General features: G+C 64.7%; 1 protein-coding gene. It reads right to left on the bottom strand.

What is annotated here, in order from left to right; genetic code table 11:
* On the bottom strand, window positions 1–292 hold a 292-nt coding region (locus IO33_RS45445), incomplete at both ends, for a cbb3-type cytochrome c oxidase subunit I (protein WP_031174374.1).

Raw genomic sequence — 292 nt, 5'->3', positions numbered from 1 at the left:
ACCGCCGGTGACGTACATGTGGTGGGCCCACACGGTCACGGACAGACCGGCGATCGCGATGGTCGCGGCGATCAGACCCATGTAGCCGAACATCGGCTTGCGGGAGAACACCGGGATGACTTCGCTGATGATGCCGAAGAACGGCAGGGCGATGATGTACACCTCTGGATGGCCGAAGAACCAGAAGAGGTGTTGCCACAGCAGGGCGCCGCCGTTCGCGGCGTCGAACACATGGGCGCCGAATTTACGGTCCGCCTCCAGGGCGAACAGCGCGGCCGCGAGGACCGGGAAG

Origin of the sequence: Streptomyces durhamensis, from assembly GCF_000725475.1 — a bacterium.
In the GTDB taxonomy this organism is placed as follows: domain Bacteria; phylum Actinomycetota; class Actinomycetes; order Streptomycetales; family Streptomycetaceae; genus Streptomyces; species Streptomyces filipinensis.
Note: the sequence above shows the minus strand (reverse complement) of the source record. Positions and strands in the feature narration are given on the sequence as shown.